The sequence below is a fragment of the Bacteroidales bacterium genome, from assembly GCA_026418905.1.
Taxonomy (GTDB): domain Bacteria; phylum Bacteroidota; class Bacteroidia; order Bacteroidales; family DTU049; genus JAOAAK01.
The window spans coordinates 1-19685 of the sequence record JAOAAK010000003.1; the positions used below are offsets into that span (position 1 = coordinate 1).

General features: G+C 34.7%; 16 protein-coding genes. 12 read left to right on the top strand and 4 right to left on the bottom strand.

From position 1 onward, the window contains the following. From N2Z72_00225 to N2Z72_00235, 3 genes are all read right to left on the bottom strand, one after another. Positions 1 to 470, bottom strand: a 470-nt coding sequence (locus N2Z72_00225; protein ID MCX7696102.1) for a hypothetical protein, incomplete at its 3' end; no start/stop codon positions are given. Positions 471 to 482: 12 nt separating this feature from the next. Further along, positions 483 to 1943 carry a formylglycine-generating enzyme family protein gene (locus N2Z72_00230; protein ID MCX7696103.1) on the bottom strand — a complete coding sequence of 487 codons (1461 nt, stop codon included), beginning with the start codon at positions 1941 to 1943 and terminating at the stop codon, positions 483 to 485. 133 nt (positions 1944 to 2076) lie between these two features. Then, entirely contained in the window at positions 2077 to 3015 is a 939-nt protein-coding gene (locus tag N2Z72_00235; GenBank protein MCX7696104.1) for a helix-turn-helix domain-containing protein, read from the bottom strand. 237 nt (positions 3016 to 3252) lie between these two features. On the opposite strand from N2Z72_00235, the gene polA reads away from it, so the two are divergent. After that, complete coding sequence (gene polA / locus N2Z72_00240; GenBank protein ID MCX7696105.1) at positions 3253 to 6006, top strand: DNA polymerase I; 2754 nt, start codon at positions 3253 to 3255, stop codon at positions 6004 to 6006. A gap of 5 nt (positions 6007 to 6011) precedes the next feature. Here the strand turns inward: polA and N2Z72_00245 are convergent, their stop codons facing one another. Next, positions 6012 to 8219 carry a M43 family zinc metalloprotease gene (locus N2Z72_00245; GenBank protein ID MCX7696106.1) on the bottom strand — a complete coding sequence of 736 codons (2208 nt, stop codon included), beginning with the start codon at positions 8217 to 8219 and terminating at the stop codon, positions 6012 to 6014. Between the two features lie 99 nt (positions 8220 to 8318). On the opposite strand from N2Z72_00245, the gene N2Z72_00250 reads away from it, so the two are divergent. The 11 genes from N2Z72_00250 to N2Z72_00300 all read left to right on the top strand — a co-directional run bounded on the left by N2Z72_00250 (position 8319) and on the right by N2Z72_00300 (position 19674). Continuing rightward, positions 8319 to 9710: an arginine decarboxylase gene (locus N2Z72_00250; protein ID MCX7696107.1), complete on the top strand. Its 1392-nt coding sequence runs from the start codon at positions 8319 to 8321 to the stop codon at positions 9708 to 9710. Positions 9711 to 9748: 38 nt separating this feature from the next. Beyond that, positions 9749 to 11161, top strand: a complete 1413-nt coding sequence (locus N2Z72_00255; protein MCX7696108.1) for a T9SS type A sorting domain-containing protein — start codon at positions 9749 to 9751, stop codon at positions 11159 to 11161. A gap of 262 nt (positions 11162 to 11423) precedes the next feature. After that, positions 11424 to 12647, top strand: coding sequence for a bifunctional 3,4-dihydroxy-2-butanone-4-phosphate synthase/GTP cyclohydrolase II (locus N2Z72_00260; GenBank protein MCX7696109.1), 1224 nt, complete (start codon positions 11424 to 11426; stop codon positions 12645 to 12647). A gap of 62 nt (positions 12648 to 12709) precedes the next feature. Continuing rightward, positions 12710 to 13207, top strand: a complete 498-nt coding sequence (locus N2Z72_00265; GenBank protein ID MCX7696110.1) for a 30S ribosomal protein S16 — start codon at positions 12710 to 12712, stop codon at positions 13205 to 13207. 9 nt (positions 13208 to 13216) lie between these two features. Further along, positions 13217 to 13744, top strand: a complete 528-nt coding sequence (locus tag N2Z72_00270) for a hypothetical protein (protein ID MCX7696111.1) — start codon at positions 13217 to 13219, stop codon at positions 13742 to 13744. Further along, positions 13741 to 14448: a methyltransferase gene (locus tag N2Z72_00275; GenBank protein ID MCX7696112.1), complete on the top strand. Its 708-nt coding sequence runs from the start codon at positions 13741 to 13743 to the stop codon at positions 14446 to 14448. The genes N2Z72_00270 and N2Z72_00275 overlap by 4 nt, the downstream gene beginning before the upstream one ends. 30 nt (positions 14449 to 14478) lie before the next feature. Continuing rightward, on the top strand, positions 14479 to 14910 hold the full coding sequence (gene dut, locus N2Z72_00280; GenBank protein MCX7696113.1) for a dUTP diphosphatase: 432 nt from the start codon (positions 14479 to 14481) through the stop codon (positions 14908 to 14910). Between the two features lie 13 nt (positions 14911 to 14923). Continuing rightward, entirely contained in the window at positions 14924 to 15922 is a 999-nt protein-coding gene (locus N2Z72_00285; GenBank protein MCX7696114.1) for a sugar phosphate nucleotidyltransferase, read from the top strand. Next, positions 15922 to 17613 carry a tetratricopeptide repeat protein gene (locus tag N2Z72_00290; GenBank protein MCX7696115.1) on the top strand — a complete coding sequence of 564 codons (1692 nt, stop codon included), beginning with the start codon at positions 15922 to 15924 and terminating at the stop codon, positions 17611 to 17613. Before N2Z72_00285 ends, N2Z72_00290 begins: the two co-directional genes overlap by 1 nt. Further along, on the top strand, positions 17600 to 18469 hold the full coding sequence (locus N2Z72_00295) for a DUF4292 domain-containing protein (GenBank protein MCX7696116.1): 870 nt from the start codon (positions 17600 to 17602) through the stop codon (positions 18467 to 18469). The genes N2Z72_00290 and N2Z72_00295 overlap by 14 nt, the downstream gene beginning before the upstream one ends. Further along, a complete protein-coding gene (locus N2Z72_00300; GenBank protein MCX7696117.1) occupies positions 18466 to 19674 on the top strand; it encodes a peptidoglycan DD-metalloendopeptidase family protein in 1209 nt (402 codons plus the stop codon). Before N2Z72_00295 ends, N2Z72_00300 begins: the two co-directional genes overlap by 4 nt. Positions 19675 to 19685: the final 11 nt, after the last annotated feature.

The following is a 19685-nucleotide window of genomic DNA, read 5'->3' on the forward strand; positions in this document are numbered from 1 at the left end:
ATAGCAAAAACCTTTATGTCGTATTCAATTGTTTCATCGAATGGAATTCCTTGCGTAGATCCAACCACTTTTAACCGAACTGTTTTATTTACAATATGTCCCTGGCCTGGGTATTTGCGACGAATTAATACTCCTGTGTTATGTTGACCAGGGTTGCCATATCGATCAAGTGTGGTAATAGGCTTAGCATAAGTAAGGGAATCATCAAAAAAATGATCCGTCATATTAACACTGAGCAGTGCATGATTCCATTGTCCACTGGTTTCACATTGCCTGAACTTAATAAATACCCATACTGCATCGTGATTTTGTGGAAAACCAGTTACAAAATACCAACTGTTTTGCCACGAAAGTCTAAATTCGATGATATCCCGATTTGAACCAGTTCTAGTAATATTAGTTACACGTACATTGTTGGCTTTAACTATCGTCAAAACGAGAAAAAATACAATAAAAAATTTGCTTCTCATATTATTTTAATTTTATCTTGATCCACGTCCACTTGAATTATTATATCTTGAATTATAATAACTTGAACCATACCCAATATCATTACGATCACTGACTCGACACCTGTCTTGATGAGACGTCCATGATCCTCCCTTATAACAAAACCATTCCACTGTGGGCCATGACGTTACATTGTAGGAACCCGCATTGTTTAGCATACCATCTCCCCAAATTCCCATATACGATGATGATGTATTTGGATTATTGTTATTTACATTAACTTGAATACACATTTCCCACACGTTTCCACTGAGTTCCATAGCACCATAATAGCCAGCCCCTGTTCCTTCCCTAGATGTAGTATTGTCTCTTGCAAATACCCCCACTTCTACTGGTCCAGAATTGGAAGAACCAAACATTCCACCACTACAATTGTAGGAAGTACCATAAAAATGCAAGTTAGCACCTACATTGTTACACACTTCTTGGCCTGAAGTTGTTCCAGAAAAATTTATAGCCTCGATGAAACTGGTTGTGCCCCAAGCATATTCCCCCATCACAAAATCCTTAGGCCCCCTACAAGCTTTTTCATATTCCATTTCTGTAATAGGTCGCAAAGCGGCCCAATCAAGATATGACAGTAAATCTACAAAAGAAAGATAAATCATGGCCCGATTTGGCTGAGTCGTAGTATAAGTTCCCCCGGTTAATTGAATGTTGTACATATTTCCATTATATATGTAGGATCTCGAAATTGCATGAGCTGGATCAATGGTGTTTAAAAAATCTACATATTGCCCCTGTGTGATTTCATATTTCATAATATAAAATGAAGAATAACCTTTTGGAAAAGTAGCAGGTAACGTACAAGGATAACCATTTAGACCAGTGGCAATAGTTTGGGAAGCCTCGGAGGTTACCCTGTATGGAGCACGTGGATTGGTTCCAGGTGTAAATAATGCATAAGTGCTTTGTCCATCTCCTACATAAAAAGGACCTTCAGGAATATAAACCATTTCAATACCAAACACTTTGATATCATAATTCGTACTAGCATTGAATGGAACACCACTAGTACTTCCTACAACACGTAAAGTGACAGTCTCATTAACAATGTTACCAGTTCCGTAATTAGATCTTCGAATCATGGCACCTGTATTATGACTACCTGGATTTCCCCATCTATCTACGGTAGTAATCGGTTGAGCAAAAGCAAGGCCTGCAGATAATGAATGATCAAGCATATTTGTGCTCAAAAGAGCATGATTCCACTGTCCTGAAGTATTACATTCTCTGAATTTGATAAAAACCCAAATGGCATCATGATTGGAAGGCAAACCTTGAACATACCATGAGTTTTCCCAAGATACATTAAATGTAATAAGATCATTATTAGAACCACTCCTTGTAATGTTAGTAATAATTAGATTATTACCTTTCAAGCAAATCGATATAGCAAAAGAAAACAAAATTGACCTAAAAATTTTATTCATTGATCACATATTTGCATTTTCCTCTTAATTACAAAAATAATCACAGATTAAATATTAAACAATAAAAAAATGTTGTAATACATGAATTTATACAAAAATAATTTAAAAAATTAAAGTTAACAATTGGTTAACATCAAAGAATATTTTTTAAGAATTCACCAGGTGTAACGTTCATTTTTTTCTTAAAGGCATTGATAAAAGTGCTTCGACTGCGAAAACCACTCATCTGAGCAATAGCATCGAGGGTTAAGGTTTCCTTGTATTTCTTGATGTTTTCAGTTGCTTCAGCAATTCTATATTCGTTGATAAAATTGTAAAAGTTGGTCTTTGCTTTTTCATTGATGACCTGACTGATGTATTTATAATTGGTGTTTAAAAGTTTTGCAATGGTTGTAATGGTCAAATCTGGGTTCAAATATATTTTCTCACGTTTTAATAATTCTAAAATTTGATGAAACAATGATTCCTTAAATTCTTCTGTCAAAGTGGAAGAAGTACTTTGAGAGCTTTTTTCATTACCAGGAGATTTAGAAGAATAATTACTGATCGTAATCTTTTGGCTTTCATAAAGGTTTTGAAGGTAAATATCTGCTTGCTTGATTCCAAAAAAACCTAAAAAATTAATGAAAACAATCATAATTACATAATATATGACACGAACATATGGATGATCTGGTATCATTAAATACATTGATATGTCAAAACCAGCAAATACAATGTAAATAATTAAAAAAAGCCACAACCACGAAAGAGAAATATTTTCCGTATAACTAAAATATTCTTTGATTTTCCTCTTGTGTCTGATAAGTAAATGAATGATGGCAGTTACATAAGCAATGATTTGTAAATAATATATTAAAATGAAAATATTCTTTATCATTAAGAAAAAAGAAACGTAATTATCATGTGCATAGAAATATTCGATGAACATTAATATCAAAGCCAAGAAAGAGGGTAAATAATGTAAAAGATGTTTTTTTGAAAATTGAAAATTTTCATCTGTCAATGACCGTACATAAAAATAATAAAAGGGATTGAATGAGACAAGCAAGGGAAATACCCAAATTAGCATAAAAACTTGCATTTCTTTAGAGAATAAAAAATTTGCATTAATAAAAAAGTAAAATGAAATAAGAACCATATAGATGGCCAATATACGATGTGGCCTACTAAAAATTCCTCTGTATGCATATAATTGAAGGGCATACAATATGGGCTGTAAAATCATGAAAAAATGCAAATATTCAACAATGTTTATCTCTTCCATCATGAGCAAAATTAAAAAAACCAATATTTTTACAAAAAAACAATGCGTTTATTTTTACTCGATGCCCTTGCAATTTTATTCAGGTCATATTATGCTTTTTTAAAAAAACCCATATATAATTCTAAAGGAATGAATACGTCGGCCATATTTGGTTTTGCAAACACTTTATTGGATCTAATTAAAACAGAAAAACCCACTCATATAGCTGTAGCTTTTGATTCTGAAACTCCAACACATCGCGAAACAGATTATACTTTCTACAAAGCCAACCGGCCCCCAACTCCCGAGGATCTTCTTAAATCCATTCCATATGCAAAGCTAATGACCAAACTCATGAACATTCCTGCCATTGAAGTACCCGGCTATGAAGCCGATGACGTCATTGGTACCATTGCCCATGAAGCAGAAAAAAATCATCTTATCACTTATATCGTATCCCCAGATAAGGACTTCGGGCAACTTGTAAGTTCCCGTATTTTACTCTACAAACCCTCCTCTAGCAGTAAGGAAAAAGAAATTTGGGACGTTCAGAGAGTTTGCGATAGATATGGGATCGAACAACCTATTCAACTCATCGATATTTTAGCACTCATGGGAGACCCATCTGATAATATCCCTGGTGTACATGGTATTGGCGAAAAAACTGCTATCAACCTTATCCGCCAATTTCGCTCCATAGAAGAATTATATCAACATTTGGAAAGTATCTCATCACCATCTTTACGAAAAAAGCTAGAAGAGAACAAAGACCTAGCTTTTCTTTCTAAGCAACTTGCTACTATTCAGCTTAACGTTCCTTTGGAGTTAAGATTTTCCGAACTGGAATGGAAAATTCCTTCCTTTCAAGATCTTCAACCTTTTTTTGAAGAACTTGAATTTAAAACTTTTTCTAAACGCTTCTGGGAAACCATCCAACAACTATCCAACGAAAAACCCTCTCTTAGTCGCTATCAACCAACCTTATTTGATCAAGAACATATTCCTGTCGAACAAAGAAGTGAATCCTTCGCATCCATCCATTCTATGTCTCACGAATATGAACTTATTCAGGACCCTGAACAATTAAAAATCTGGCTACAGCAGGTTAAAGATATCCTTTCTATTGATTTAGAAACAACTTCTCTCGATCCATTTTCAGCTGAAGTGGTAGGAATAGCTCTGAGTTTTAAACCCCATAAAGCTTGTTTTGTGGATACAAAAAACAATCCTTCCATCTTTCTTGAAACACTCAAACCATACTTGCAAAGTTCGTCTATCCTTATCGTTGGGCATAATTTGAAATTTGATTTATCCATTCTTAAAAAATATAAGATTGATGTTACATCTTCCATTTTTGATACGATGATTGCTCACTATTTACTGGATCCTGAAAAAAAACACGGTTTGGATTTTCTCAGTGAAGTATACTTACAATATAAAACTATTTCATACGATGAAATGATGAATAAAAAGAAAGACATACGAGAGGTTCCTCCCGAGCTCATCAGAGACTACGCTTGTGAAGATGCAGACATAGCCTTGCAACTCTACCAAACTTTCGATTCTCTTCTTAAAGAAAAGGAATTAATCGATTTGTTTTATCAGGTAGAAATACCACTTATTAAAGTTCTCATGGACATGGAATTGACGGGAGTCAAGATCAACACAGAAGAATTAAAAGAAATTTCAGTATCACTGCAAAAGGATATTGTACAAATTGAAAATGAAATTTTTGAGCTAGCTGGTAAAAAATTCAATCTCAATAGTCCTAAACAGTTAGGTGAAATACTTTTTGAAGATCTAAAAATAGATGCTAATCCTCCGAGAACTAAAACAAGGCAATATTCTACATCTGAAGAAGTTCTGCAAAAGTACACACAAGCACACCCAATCGTTAATAAGATTCTCGATTACAGAGAACTCGTAAAATTAAAAAACACATATGTAGATGCTCTGCCTCAACTCATACATTCGCAAACTGGAAAAATTCATACCAGCTTTAATCAAACTATCACTTCGACAGGTAGACTTAGCTCATCAAACCCTAATCTTCAAAACATACCCATACGTACGACAAGAGGTAAAGAAATTAGAAAAGTTTTTATTCCCAAACAAGCCGACTATTGTATAATTTCTGCTGATTATAATCAGATTGAGCTTCGCATCATGGCAAGCATGTCGGGAGATGAAAACATGATAAAAGCATTTGAAAATGATAAAGACATTCATTCTATGACAGCAGCCCGACTTTTTAATGTTGATGAAGCTCATGTTACACCAGAAATGAGGCGAATAGCTAAAACTGTCAATTTTGGCATCATCTATGGCATGTCGCCTTTTGGACTTGCTGAAAGGCTAGGGATCCCTCGCTCAGAAGCTAAGAAAATCATCGATTCCTATTTTAAAGAATTTCCAGGAATAAAAAAATACATGGAAGATGCCATCGCTTTCGCACGCGAACATGGATACGTTCAGACCCTTTTAAAACGACGTCGATATTTACCGGATATCAACTCAACCAATCCAACTGTCCGAGGCTATGCTGAACGAAATGCTATCAACATGCCCATCCAAGGAACAGCAGCAGATATGATGAAACTTGCCATGATTCAAATTCACAAATTTTTGACTGAAAAATATCCTGAAACTAAAATCATTCTTCAAATACATGATGAACTCGTATTTGAAGCACCAGAAAAAGATGCCGAGGAAGTGATGTCTTCCATATCTACCATCATGAAAAATGCATTACCGCTGGCTGTACCTATTAACGTATCCATCCAAAAAGGAAAAAATTGGCTTGAAGCTCACAACTAAAAAATTCATTTAACAAACATTATCGAAAAATTTTCCCTGTCAGAAATCAAGTTTATACAATAAGTGCCAGATTTAAGATGTGCTACGTTTATTATCTCATGGGTATTATAAAGTATTCCTCTTACTACTTCATTTCCGACTATATCATATATGACATAAGTAAAGGAACGTGTTACAACATCGGTAAAATCAATATGAAGCTCATCTTGAACAGGATTGGGATAGATTTTCAAAATCGACCGCAGATCTTCCATTCCGGCACTTAAGAGATTTATGTTTATATCGTCAAGATAAAGATTATTTCCACCATTAGAGAAAAATTCAAACTTAATTCGCATCCTATTCAGTTGAGAAACTTGACCAGCTGGAATGATAAACTCAGCTGTTTTCCATTGAGAAGGACTGGTAGGAGAAAACTCATTCTGAGTTGGATTAGCCGTTGCCCATGAAGGTCCTGAATAACTTAATTTGGTTTGCCATGTTTTGCCACAATCTGATGAAATAGCTACAAGAAACTTGTCGAAAGCAGTATCAGACGGAGTAATAATACTTCCTGGAATTATTTTACCAGCATAAGCGTATTTAAAAGAAATCTTTACAGCCTGCCCTGTGAAGGTAGTTAAATTATAGACTGGACTTACAAGTATATCCTTGCTTCCCCCACGTCCATTTTGAAAATTAGGAACGTACATCGATTTGGTTCCTGTACAACCAGTACCTGTCTTCAAAGTCCAAGATCCACCTGCTTCATTAATACTAAGAAAATTGTTCTGCCCGCCATTTTCAAAACTTTCAAAATAAGGAGCATCAATGACCTGACTGTTTGACCAAACATGAATATAATTGGTTTTCACAAGACTATCCATGCCACTAGAGTTAAAAACTTTGAGTTTTACTTTGAAAATTCCACCTTGATCGTATGTCACCAGAGGATTTTTTTGTGTAGATGATGAAGGCGTACCTCCCTCGAATTCCCAAATCCAGTTTTCCACTGGTCCATTGAAAGAAGCATCATAGAATTGCACAGTTCCTCCCTGGCAGATCATGGGTGATGGTGTATAAAAGTCAGCTATGGGTGAGCATAATTGAGTATTTGTATCGAGAACTCCTGTTTTTATAAGGTTTTCCTTGGACCATAGACTTCGCCGATAACCATTAAGAGTTGCATCTATTCTAGCCTTTTGACCTAGAGTGAAAATATTGTTACAATAACCCCATTGATAATCCATGTAATTTTCTATCATATCAGGTTCGTCAGGATTTTCGGTGCAAGTATTACGGCTACCAGGAGGATAACATTGAACTGATGTATTAATTGTTGCTTGGTCGACAGGTGGGGTATCGCTAACCTCATCACCATTTGGAGCTAAAAATGATGGACACCCACTGGAAGAAGGAATAAGACCAGCCATCAAGTTTTGAAAAGTATGATATAGATTGAAATAATGACCCGCTTCATGGGTGAAGGTTCTGTTAATCATATTGATAGGCATTCCCCCCATTTGCGTAGCAGTACCTATAGATCCAACACCATCATGACGAATTAGAACACCGTCCTTGAGCGTATCTCCACCAGTTAACATTTGTGATAGCGGATTATTAGGTGGAAATGGTGACATGCCACCTATAAAAGCCCCATCAGGAAGCGACATATCGGAAGGATAGATGTTCTTAACGACAAAAACATTCATGTAGTGCTTGGGTTCCCATGCATACTGAGCCATGGTTTCAAAATATGCAAAATTTGTGGAGGGATCGTAATGTCTGACAATACCAGAGGTGCAATTTCCATTGGGATCTTTTCGTGCTAATCTAAATTCAATCTTACAATCGGCTGCCCTGCTTTTAAAAAGATGATATGTATTAGCTGTATCAGGATTCAATTTATTAAAATCAATGTTCAGAAGGGTAAGCCCGTCCAGGACCTGTTCATCAGAAATGTTTTCAGATCCATACGTATGAATAATATGAAACACCACAGGTATAACACGCTTGCCATTAATAAGAGTGTCTGTTTTTGGGTATTGATGTTCCAATGTTGTCATTAGTTGTTTAAGATTCTCTTCAAAAATTAAATATTTTATGATTACCTCAGGATTTTGAGTAATTTTATTCTTCAATAATACGTCATCTGCATGAAAGAAAAAAGGAACCTGTCCATGGACAATTCGTAAAAAAAATAAAATTCCAACAATCCAAACCCCTTTTTTCATAGAATCATTTTTTACAAAATTAAAAATTTAACATTTCCTAAAATTAAATGATTTACTTTTGCAAAGTTTTTACCAGTTAACTCAAATATATGGTTGGGAATGAAAACCAGATATATTGATTTGATTGAGCAAACTTTTGAATTCCCGACTGAGGAATTTAAAATGATAGAAAACGAATTATACTGGCACAACATCAATTTGATGGATATCGTTGACCAATATGGAACCCCTTTAAGACTCACTTATCTTCCCAGTATAAGCCGACAGATTCAAAAAGCAAAAAGAATTTTTAACGTAGCTATTGCAAAAGCCGACTACAAAGGTGAATATTATTATGCTTATTGCACTAAAAGTAGCCATTTCCTTCACGTCATCGAAGAAGCATTAAAAAATGACATTCACCTCGAAACTTCTAGTGCTTTTGACATCAACATCATTGAAAAACTTTACGAAGACAAAAAAATAGATAAAGATATTTACATCATTTGCAATGGTTTCAAAAAACAACAATACATCGAAAACATTAGTCGCTTGATTAATAACGGTTTCCAAAACACAATTGCTGTAATTGATCATAAAGATGAGCTATTTGAATACAAAATAAAGAAGGGAATTAGGGCAAAATTGGGCATTCGCATTGCTTCTGAAGAAGAGCCCCAATTTACATTTTACACTTCTCGCCTTGGGATCCGTTATAGTGATATTTTGCCCTTTTACAACTTATATGTAAAAAATCATCCCAATTTTGAGCTCAAAATGTTGCATTTTTTTATCAACACGGGAATCAAAGATTCTGCTTATTATTGGAGTGAACTACACAAGTGTGTTAACGTCTATGCAGAACTCAAGAAAATTTGTCCGACCCTAGACATGCTCAATATAGGTGGGGGTTTTCCAATAAGAAATTCCCTTGCTTTTGATTATGACTACGAATACATGGCAGAAGAAATTATTTATCAAATTAAGAAGATATGTAAAGAGCACGGTGTTCCAGAGCCTCATATTTTCACAGAATTTGGAACTTTCACAGTTGGCGAAAGTGGTGCAGTACTTTTCAAAATCCTTGGAGGCAAACAACAAAATGACAAAGAAATGTGGTATATGATTGACGGTAGCTTCATGACAACACTTCCTGACACATGGGCCCTGAATCAGCGATTTATTTTACTCGCTCTTAATCATTGGGATTCTGAATATCAAAGAGTTTTTTTAGGTGGTCTAACTTGTGATAGTCATGATTATTATCATTCTGAAATGCATGCCAATGCGATTTATCTTCCTAAATTCACACCTGCCGATCCCCTTTACATAGGTTTTTTTCATACGGGAGCATATCAGGAGGCCCTTGGAGGATATGGAGGTATCCAACACTGTCTTCTTCCAGCACCGAAGCATGTACTCATTTATGAAGATGAAGATGGTGAATACTACACACGACTCTTTGTTAAAGAACAAAGTTATAAATCTATGCTCAAAATACTAGGATATTAAATTTTTATATATATTTGTAGCATAAAAATAGGAATCCTATGAAAAAAATTATTTTTATGATTTTCATTGGAGGATGGGTTCTTTCTCATTCCCAAATTCAACCCATTCCAAACGGAGATTTCGAACAATGGATAGATTATTCATTGGAATATCCAACAGGTTATCCTTTTCATTCCAATTCATATGAAATCGTGTTTGCATTGCCACCTGTTTCTATGAAAAAAGTAACCGATGCGTATCATGGAAATTTTGCTCTGAAATTAACGACTGTCAGCTATCAAGCACAAGACACAATTTTTGGTTATGCGATCAATGTAAGACCAAATGATAATCCCAACACCTGGAAAGGTGGTTTTCCCATCAGTGGAACCCCTACTGGCATAAAAGGGTACTATAAAGCAAGTCTTAACGGAGACCAAGCTCTGATTTTAGTTCAATTTTGCAAAACAGGAAATGTTATTGCAACATATCCTTTCCTAATAAGTTCATCAGCATCTACATATACCCAGTTTTCCTTTTCATTCAATCCCCCATTACCCACAAGTCCAGACACAGTTCAAATTGGGTTTGCATCAACCAATCCTTTTTCTGGAACTCCCCAAGTAGGAAGTTGGATCATATTAGATAGCATTTCTTTCACTGGGATTTCCACTCAACCTAGTCAATTGAACGGTAGTTTTGAAAATTGGACGACAGAAATCTATTCTAAAATTATTGATTGGAACATTTTGGGTCATCCCCTTAGTGTAAATAAAAGTACTGACGCTTACCAAGGAAACTATGCTTTACATCTTAAAAACTTTTTACAAGAAGATGATTCAATTTCGATTAAGGGCATAATTGGAACAGGAAAATGGGTTTTCGATGGATTTTCATGGAATTTGGTTGGATGTAGACCCTACAATCGACCTTATGATACACTAGTTTTTGCATATAAATATTATCCTTCCCATGATGATACAGCTCAAATAAATATTGTTTTTAAAAAAACGGGAAATCAATGGCCTACATATTGGATTAATATTAATTTAACTGATACAGGTGTTTATACAGTTGTTGAGGAACCTTTTCTTATTGCTAATGCACCAGATTCACTTTGTATTTTCATATCATCAAGTATTGACTCACATGATTCCCTCATATATGTAGGATCAGAATTATTCGTAGATAAATTGTACTTAAAATCAAAGCCGTTGGTTTCTTTACCCGATTTTGCTCTACAAAAAAACATTCGTCTCTACCCCAATCCATGTCAGGAATTTTTAACCATTGAAGCTTCACAACCTATTAGAACCATTACCATTCTTAATGCAGAAGGAAAGATACTATATTCTGAAGCTGTTCATGATGTTAGATTTGATGGCTCTATTTCTACCCTTCCTCCAGGACCGTATCAGGTTCGAATTCAGTTTGACGACATGATTTGGTATAAACCTTTCATTAAAAATTAATTACATGCCCATATTTTCAGCCCCCTTTCGGGGGCTTTTTTATTTTAATATCGATCATGACGCATATAATGGTTTGGTTTTAGTCTAATAAAACACCTTTACAAGATAATTCAAAAATTGAAGGCTGAACAAGTTTTATGGTTGTTTCTACATTCCTTCTAGTTCTAAGAAAGAAGTGTCATAGTTTAAGCATAAGGCAAATATGACAGATACTAAACATTTTCCTTATGAATAATTGATAATTTTGCTAAAAACTTTTTACATGAAAAATAAATTGGACACTATTGAAAGTGCATTAGAAGATTTACGAGCTGGAAAGATCATTATTGTGGTCGACGATGAAGATCGTGAAAATGAAGGAGATTTTGTGGCAGCAGCAGAAAAAATAACTCCCGACATTGTTAATTTCATGGCTAAATACGGCAGAGGTCTTATTTGTGCTCCTCTTACCGAAGAAAGAGCAGAAGAACTAAAACTGGACTTAATGGTCAAAGAAAACACGTCTTTGCATGAGACACCTTTTACCGTATCAGTCGATTTAATCGGCCATGGATGTACCACAGGGATTTCAGCATCCGACAGAGCGAAAACCATTTATGCCCTTGCCGATCCATCCACCAAACCTGAAGATTTGGGACGCCCCGGTCATATCTTCCCTTTGAGAGCCAAGAAAGGTGGTGTTCTCGAACGTGCTGGTCACACAGAGGCCAGCGTAGATCTTTGTAGAATTGCTGGCCTAAAGCCCGTAGCAGCCCTTGTTGAGATCATGAACGATGACGGCACTATGGCACGCTTACCTCAACTTTTCGAAATTGCTGAAAAGTTTGAGTTAAAAATTGTTTCAATCAAAGATCTTATTGCTTACCGCTTAAAAACTGAAAGCCTCATTAGAAAGGAAGAAGAAGTCCATCTACCTACGCTTTATGGTACTTTTAAATTGATCGCTTTTACACAGCTTACAAACAACATCATTCACCTTGCTCTTGTCAAAGGTGAGGTCAACACCACTGAACCTGTTCTTGTAAGAGTACATTCTTCTTGTGCTACTGGCGATATTTTTGGCAGTTACAAATGTGATTGTGGTCCTCAATTGCACAAAGCCATGCAGATGATTGAGCAAGAAGGAAAAGGACTAGTTCTCTACATGAATCAGGAAGGACGTGGAATTGGTTTGATTAATAAACTAAAAGCTTATCATCTTCAAGAACTTGGCAAAGATACTGTAGAAGCTAATCATGCCCTTGGATTTAAGGATGACGAAAGAGATTATGGAATTGGTGCACAAATCATTCGACATTTAGGCATCAAAAAAATGCGACTTATTACCAACAATCCAGTCAAAAGAATCGGCTTAGAAAGCTATGGAATCGAAATCGTGGAAATCATACCCCTTATCGTCCAGGCGAATCCATACAACATCCATTATCTTGAAACTAAGCATAACAAAATGGGACATCTGTTTAATCCAGAAGAATTAACCGATTGATATTGCACATTTCAAAAAAAATTATAACCTTTGCAGTCCCAAAAAAATAAAAATATAATTGTATGGCAGTAAGGATTAGGTTACAACGCCATGGTAGAAGAAAAAGACCCTTTTACCATTTGGTCGTTGCAGACAGTCGGGCCCCACGTGATGGGAAATTCATTGAAAAGTTAGGATATTATGATCCTTTAACTCAACCCGCCACGATTGAAATAAATTTCGAGAGAGCCCTGTATTGGTTATCGGTTGGAGCACAACCTACAGAAACGGCATCAGCAATACTTCGCTTCAAGGGCGTACTTTACAAAAGACATCTAGACATAGGTGTCCAGAAAGGAGCTCTTACACCTGAACAAGCAGAAGCTAAATTTCAGGAATGGCTACAAAAGAAAGAATTGAAACTGGTAGAATTAAAGAAAAAATACGATTACCAAAAAAATCTTAAACGAGAAGAACAACTTAAGTTGGAACGAAAAAAACGTGAAGAAAGAGAAAAGAAAAAGGCTGCCCTTACTTCTCAAGAATCATCCCAACAAGACAATCCATCTGATCATACATAACCCCTATTCATGCCTTATCCTATACCTGTTGAAGAACTGGTAGAATCAGGCATGATCGTAAAAACACATGGGATCAGAGGTAAGGTTCTCATTACTTTCAGTAATGGTTTGTTGCCTAAAAACATCAACGATTTTTGTTTTTTGAATTTTGACGGCATGTTTGTTCCTTTTTTGCCCTTAGAAGTCGAACAGCTTAATGAAACATTCTATTATTTCACTTTTCATTTCGTAGATAATATAAATATAGCAAAAAAGCTTACGGGTAAACCCATTTATCACGATGTTCGAAAATGTAAGTTTCTGGACAACAACGTCATTGGTCCTTATCTTAGCGGTTACACAGTGTATGACGAAAATGGAAATTATCTAGGTAAAATTATTGCTATTATTCGAGGTAAACAATTTTTATTTGAACTTCGTTCACCAGAAGGTAAAATCATATATCTTCCCGCCATAAAAGAATTCATTCTGAATAATGAAAGAGTCTCGAAAAAACTAACCATCCATTTTCCTACCGAGTGGAAATCTCTATTATGAATCTTGAAGTTTTCAATTTTCGAGCTTTTAAAGTTTACCAGCACGAAAAAGTGATGAAAGTTAACACAGATGGTGTATTACTGGGTGTTTTTTCCTCTGAAAAACCTTGGGAAAAGGTACTTGAAGTTGGATGTGGTCTTGGTTACATATCCCTTATGCTAGCTCAAAAAGATTCTGAAAATATTTTGGCTATCGACATAAATCCTATAGCTGTCAAAATTTGCAAGCTAAATTTCCTGATCAATCCATGGCACTACAAAATGAAAGTCAAGCATATTTCTCTACATGAATGGGTTCAACAAAATCAAGAAAAAATTGACTTGATAGTCACGAATCCACCTTACTTTGTTGATGCTTTCCCCTCTCCAAATCCATATAAAAGGTTATCACGTCACAGCAATGAAAAATGGGTGGATGAACTCATTTATGCTTCGTCATTTCTTACATATGAAGGTCAGATTCATCTTGCTTATCCGTTTATTAGTTCATTTTACGTTGAGAAAAAATTTTTTCTACATGGGCTCCATGTTCATAAACAATGGATTATTCGATCTTTTCGAACTTCATATCCATATTTAAGGTTGCTTTCTTTTAGCAAAATAAAACCTGAAATTGTCATTACCGAAAATCTTATCATTCAATCGGACGATCTAACCTATACAGAAGAATATAAAACAATGGTTGGTTCATTTCTCCACATTTGAAAATGTTTTATTTTTGCAAGAGTTTTTTCAATGAAAGTAAGGATAGTAAATAAGAGTAGCAATCCACTTCCATCATATACCACCGCTCAATCATCTGGTCTTGATTTGCAAGCACATCTTGACGAGCCTATAACTTTGCAACCCATGGGTCGTGCTTTAATATCAACTGGAATTTTTATAGAACTTCCTGATGGTTTCGAAGCACAGGTAAGACCAAGAAGCGGTCTAGCTATTAACCATGGAATTACAGTATTGAACACCCCTGGTACCATTGATGCTGACTATCGAGGAGAGATTAAAGTTATTCTCATTAACCTAAGTGACAAACCTTTTACCATTAGACCCGGAGATAGAATCGCACAACTCGTTATATCTTCAGTTGTTCGGATAGAATGGGATGAAGTTCATTCCCTTCAAGAAACCATCCGTGGTGAAGGAGGATTCGGTCATTCCGGTATTTAAAAAAGGAGGAATTATGAAGCTCATTATTCCAATGGCAGGTCAGGGGAAAAGGATGCGCCCCCATACCTTAACTGTCCCTAAACCACTTATTAAATTAGCTGGTAAGCCCATCGTAGAAAGATTGATAGATGAAATTTTCTCGCTTACTGAATCTCCCATTTCTGAAATTGTCTTTATTATTAATAATTTCGGAGAAGAAATAGAAAGATATCTCTTACAGCTTGCTCATAAATATCAAGCTACAGGTCATATTCGACATCAAGATAAACCTCTTGGAACAGCTCATGCTATCTCTTGTGCTGAGGAGTTTCTTGAGGAGAGTGTAATCATAGCTTTTGCCGACACGTTATTTTTTACCAAGCAAAAAATCAAAACTGAATTGGACTCTGTCATATGGGTTAAGGAAGTTGACAATCCATCAGCTTTTGGAGTCGTCAGAGTCGATTCTGAAAATAGAATTATTCAATTTCATGAAAAACCTAAACAATTGGTTTCTAATCTTGCCATCGTGGGTGTTTACTACTTTAAAGAGGCTTCATACTTGAAGAATGAAATTAAGTTTTTATTAGCAGAACACATTATGGAAAATGGTGAATACCAGCTAACGGATGCATTAAAAAATCTCCTCAACAAAGGAATGAATTTTTTTGCTTTACCCATTGATGAATGGTTGGACTGTGGAAATAAAGATGCTACGGTATATTCAAATAAAAGAATTTTAGAAAGACATGGCGAAAACATCATTTCCTCCACATGTTCTATTGAAAACTCAATCATTATCCCTCCATGTTATGTAGGTCATCATGTTAAAATTTCTAACAGCATTATAGGCCCCTTTGTTTCCATTGAAAACCATACACACATTAAAGATTCCATAATTACTAAATCCATTGTTCAAAGCCATAGCTACATTGTCAATGCTAACATCGACAATTCCATGGTTGGCAATTACGTTGAATATCACGAAAAACATAAAGAATTAAACGTAGGAGACTATACAATCATAAACTAATGTCGAAAGTCATTTTTTATTTCATTTTATTAGGAATTACAGTTACTTCATGCAGGACAAAAAAAAATGAGGTAAATCAACCTCAGCAGCATTCCAGTATAACTCTCACAACTCAATACATCGAAGCTTTCCGGCAGGCATTTCTTCAGCAGAACGAAACTGCTAAAGACATTTTCAACAGTATTCTTGAAACACATCCTTGGCATCATCCTTCGCATTACGAACTTGGCAAATTATTTTTTAACGAAGGTAAATATGACAAAGCCATCGAACATTTAAATAAAGCTGTAAAGCTTGATCCCAATAACATATGGTATAAGATCCTCCTAGCCCAGTCTTATATTATGATGGGCGAATATAAGGATGCCATTGAGGTTTACGAAAAACTCACACGCCAATACCCTAACAGTTCAGATTTTCTAATCAAGCTTGGAGACTTGTATTTTCAAGCAAACAATGCTACCAAAGCCCTAGAAACCTTTAACTATCTCGAAAAAAAAATTGGACCAACTGAAGAAGTTTACAGAAGAAAATTTGAAATTTATCTAACTATAGGGCAAGAAGAAAAAGCTTATCAAGAACTTGCCACAATGCTCAAAACCATCCCTGGTAACCCTCAATATTCTTTAAAATTAGCTGAATACTATTTTAAAACAGGAAGAATTCATCTGGGATACGATTATCTTCAAAAAACTCTTTCATACGATCCTTCCAACACACTAGCAAATCTCTACTTGGCAGATTACTACTTTCTTATCAAAGATACGTTAAAGGCAAAAGAACAGGTAAATTCTCTGATTGAAAGATCAGACATTTCAGTAGATGATAAAGTTTTTATCGTGCTTTCTCTCATGCAAAAAGATCTGTATGGTGATTCTTTAATTATTTTTTCTTTTATAAATAATCTTATTAAGCAATATCCAGATGATCCTAAAATTTATGCTCTCAGTGGTGATGTGCATTTTCAAAGAAATCATCTTTCAGAAGCTATTGAATTTTGGAAGCGATCTATTCATCTTGATTCCTCTCGATATTTAGTCTGGGAAAATTTGTTGTACGCTCAGTTTCTGACTGATGATCGACAAGGTTTATTTACTTTTGTACCCCGTGCCATGGAACTTTTTCCCGAACAACCTCACTTGCAATTTTTTCACTATTACCTCGAATTCATTAAACAAAATTTTGAAGCAATTAATTCTCAACTGAAAAATTATGTTAAATATTTCAAGGATAAAGAACTAGAGAGATTTACTAAAATCTTACTTTCTTTGAGCAATCTTTATTCGGTACCAAATACTCCTGAAGAAGCAATTGTTGCTGAATTAGAAAAATCTGGAATAGAAACATTCTCTTATATGTACTTCTGTTTTTTGATCCAAGTCAAAACCGATACCCTTAAAGCTCTTAGCTGGGCTAGTAAGCACCCTTTTAAAAATCTTACACATTTAACTTACCAAAATGCAATTAAAGCCTTTTACGAAAAAAATTATAAACAAGCTTCATTTTTAATTCATAAAACAGAATATCAAAAAGAATTTTTTCCTGAAATTTTGGAACTTGCTGGAGATATTGCTTTAAAAGAGGGATCTTCGGAAGAAGCCATTGATTGGTGGACATATGCTTATGCCCTCACTAAATCACCTCGTATTAATATCAAACTTCAAACTCAATTAAACTATGAAAAAAAATAATTACTTCTGGCTGTTTATTTTTTCTGTGAATATGATCGTTTTGCTTACTAGTTGCAAAATTTTTAAAAAAACCTCCAATATCCCTTCTCAGTCTCAAGAACAAATCGAACAAAAAACAGTTCACCATCATACTGATAGCATTTTTAAAAAGTTAGAAAGAAATTACTTGAATTTTACTACGATGTCAGCAAAATTTTCTTGTACTTTTACCGACGATAAAAAAGATAAAACTACATTTTCTGGATCTTTGAGAATCAGGGCTAATCAGCTTGTTTGGGTCTCCATCAATACTCTTTTGAATATCGAATTTGCAAGGATCTTACTTCGTCCTGATTCGGTCTTTTTTATTGATCGAGTTGGCAAGTTTTATTTCAGTGGAGATTATTTAAACGTTTCACAACTTTTCTTTATCAATATGGACTTCGACATGATATATTCTTTACTATTAAACAAAGATTTTTCGTACTATGAAACAAGTTTTTTTAAAATAATGCGTGACGAGAACCATCTCCGTCTTTCTACCCCTGCTAGAACTAAAATCAAAAAATATGTCAAAAAAAGAGAGGATCTTGAAAGAATTTATATGCAGGATATATGGATCGATACTACTTACTGGAAAATTAGAAAACAAAGAATAAAGGAAATATCTAATCCTAATCAAACGTTTACGTTGGAATACAACGATTTTCGAAGTATTGATCATAATATTTTATTTCCTTATGAGTATAACATTGAAATACTGTCAGATAAAAAATTTACTTTATCCATTATACTTGAAAAGGTGTCACTTAATGACTCCATCATTACCAACTTCAGAATTCCATCAGATTATAAAAATTTTCTTGAAAAGAAATGACAAAAGGATGCTTTTTTTTATTTTTATTATGGATCTGTACGTTTAGCATAACTGCCCAAAAAAAAGAAAACATCATTAAATACAAGAAAGCTCAAGAAAAAATAGAACAAGAAATACAGTTCCTCAATGATGAAATATCTCGAATAGCTAAGAGTCAAAAAAATTTATATGACAAAGCCATTATGCTTAGTAAGCAAATCAGCCTTTACGAACAATATCTTTCCTCAATTAATAATGATATTCTGTTGATCTCAGAACAGATTCACGAAAAAGACAAGATGATTTTTCATCTTGAGCAAAACATTGAAATTTTTCGAATAAAACTTAAAGCTCTCATAAAAGTGATTTATTTGCTACGTTCCCCTACCTCAAGGTTGGCATTTTTGTTTGGTTCTACTTCTCTTCAAATGGCCTACAATAAATACCTTTACATGAATCATATCAGAAGAAAAATCATAAAACTTATCGAACAACTTAGGGATAGAATGACTATACTTCAAAAAGAAAAAGAGCATCTCCTAACATTACAAGATGAAAAATTCAATACACAAAAAAAATTGTTAGCTTCTATCGAAAAATACCAGCAACTTTTGCAAGAACAAAGTAAACTCAGAACAGAAGCCAAACGTAAAGAAAAAGAACTTCGCCGACAACTCGAAATCAAAAAAAATGAAGTGGAAAAACTTAACAAAAAGATTCAAAAATTAATAGCTGCATCTGAAACATCTTCTTATGGTTCAAAGAATAGTCCTACACCTTCAACGCAAAAAGATCCATCCATTACTTCAAAAAGCGAAAAAAAGAATTCATCATTTATCAACCAACGCGGTTCTCTTCCTTGGCCTGTGAATGGAACCATCATAGGTTATTTTGGCGAACAATCTCATCCTTTACTTGAAGACATACATTACAAAAATAATGGTATAGATATTTTATGTAAAAATAATTCAATAGTAAGAGCCGTGTTCGAAGGTATCGCGACTCAGGTTGTTCCTCTTGAAAATGATAATTTTTTAGTTATCATTCGTCATGAGGACTATTTAACTGTTTATACTCAACTCACTGAAGTTTTTGTTGAAGCAGGAAATTCTGTCAGTGCTGATCAGCCCATTGGAAAAATAACCAAGAAAGATAATGCTGTTGTACATTTTGAAATTTGGCATGAAAAAACTCCTCTCAATCCCCTGGATTGGTTAAAAAAATAATTTTTTTTCAA